Source organism: Rosenbergiella sp. YN46, assembly GCF_036620675.1.
Taxonomy (GTDB): domain Bacteria; phylum Pseudomonadota; class Gammaproteobacteria; order Enterobacterales; family Enterobacteriaceae; genus Jejubacter.
This window is the reverse complement of record NZ_JAZHEE010000083.1, coordinates 1-1,138: the sequence shown is the minus strand read 5'-3', so window position 1 is coordinate 1,138 and position 1,138 is coordinate 1. Positions and strand designations below refer to the sequence as shown.

General features: G+C 38.5%; 3 protein-coding genes. All 3 read left to right on the top strand.

Annotated elements, in window-relative coordinates:
- Positions 1 to 188 precede the first annotated feature (188 nt).
- The gene (locus V3W49_RS22575; protein ID WP_500148184.1) at positions 189 to 557 is read left to right on the top strand and encodes a hypothetical protein; all 369 of its coding nucleotides are present in this window, start codon (positions 189 to 191) and stop codon (positions 555 to 557) included.
- Positions 558 to 584: 27 nt separating this feature from the next.
- A complete protein-coding gene (locus V3W49_RS22570; RefSeq protein ID WP_500148183.1) occupies positions 585 to 728 on the top strand; it encodes a hypothetical protein in 144 nt (47 codons plus the stop codon).
- Positions 729 to 743: 15 nt separating this feature from the next.
- A partial coding sequence (locus V3W49_RS22565; protein WP_500148182.1) for a tetratricopeptide repeat protein occupies positions 744 to 1,138 on the top strand: 395 nt, incomplete at its 3' end.

Below are 1,138 nucleotides of genomic sequence, written 5' to 3'. Positions count from 1 at the left end.
GTTGTCTCTATCCAACAATGAAGCTTGATCCAGATATTGTGACACTTGGAAAAATTGTTGGGGGCGGAATGCCAATTGGAGTGATGGTTGGGAAAAAGGAAATCATGGAAATAGCAAATACCAGCAAACAGAAAAAATCCTAAAGGTCCTATGTTGGAGGGGGTACCTTTTCTGCAAATCCCGGAACAATGACGGCTGGATTTTCTACTTTGAATCATTTGAAAAAGAATCGAGGTTCGCTGTACCCCAAAATTAACAAGCTTGGAGATATGGCTCGAAAAAACCTTACCAAAATATTTGATGGCAGAGTCATAACAACTGGAATTGGGTCCCTCTTTATGACCCATTTTGTAAAAGGCGGTATTTCTGAAATTACAAATTCGGCCCAAGCTGCAAAATGTGATTCTAAGCTACATCAGAAATATCACTTTGACATGATTGCAAATGATGGAATCTTCTTTTTGCCAGGAAAGCTCGGAGCTATCTCAAATGCCCATTCTGGAGTAGATGTCAAAAAAATGATATCTGCCTCGGCTAGATTTTCTGAAAATATTTAGGACTGGAATAGTTTAGAGGAATCACAGATGGCAGATATAAAAATGAAATTCTCAAACTCTGAGGAGGAACATAATGATGCTCTTGCCACCGCTGACCCGACCAAAGCTGATAACATTGATTTGGAAAATCTTGCTAAAGAGGCTATCAAGAAATTCAAGTCTCTTAGTTAGATTGATGATGTTAAAATGATATTTTTCGGTTCAAAAGAAAAACCAGAGGATTTAATCTACCAAGCAATGTCAAGGATGAAAAAAAATCAGCCCAAAGCAGCTATTCCATTGTTCAGCCAAGCTCACAAGCAAGAACCAAAAAATCTAGAGGCCTTACACAACAAGGGACTTGCCTTGAATAAAATAAGAAAGTATAGTGATGCAATTACCTGTTTTGATGCCATTCTAAAAATTAACCCAAAAGATGCCCCAGCCCTTAGCAATATGGCAATTGCCCAAGCTGAGCTTGGAAATACCCAAGATGCAGTAGAAAATTACGATAAGGCAATTGAGGCAGACCCAAAATATTCCGCCGCTCATTTTAACAAGGGAGTTTTATTTCACAGATTAGGTTCTGATGAAGATGCAAT

What these genes read in the sequence shown, in the direction of transcription:
- V3W49_RS22575 (WP_500148184.1), top strand. Translation starts at nt 189, where the DNA reads ATGACGGCTGGATTTTCTACTTTGAATCATTTGAAAAAGAATCGAGGT.
- V3W49_RS22570 (WP_500148183.1), top strand. Translation starts at nt 585, where the DNA reads ATGGCAGATATAAAAATGAAATTCTCAAACTCTGAGGAGGAACATAAT.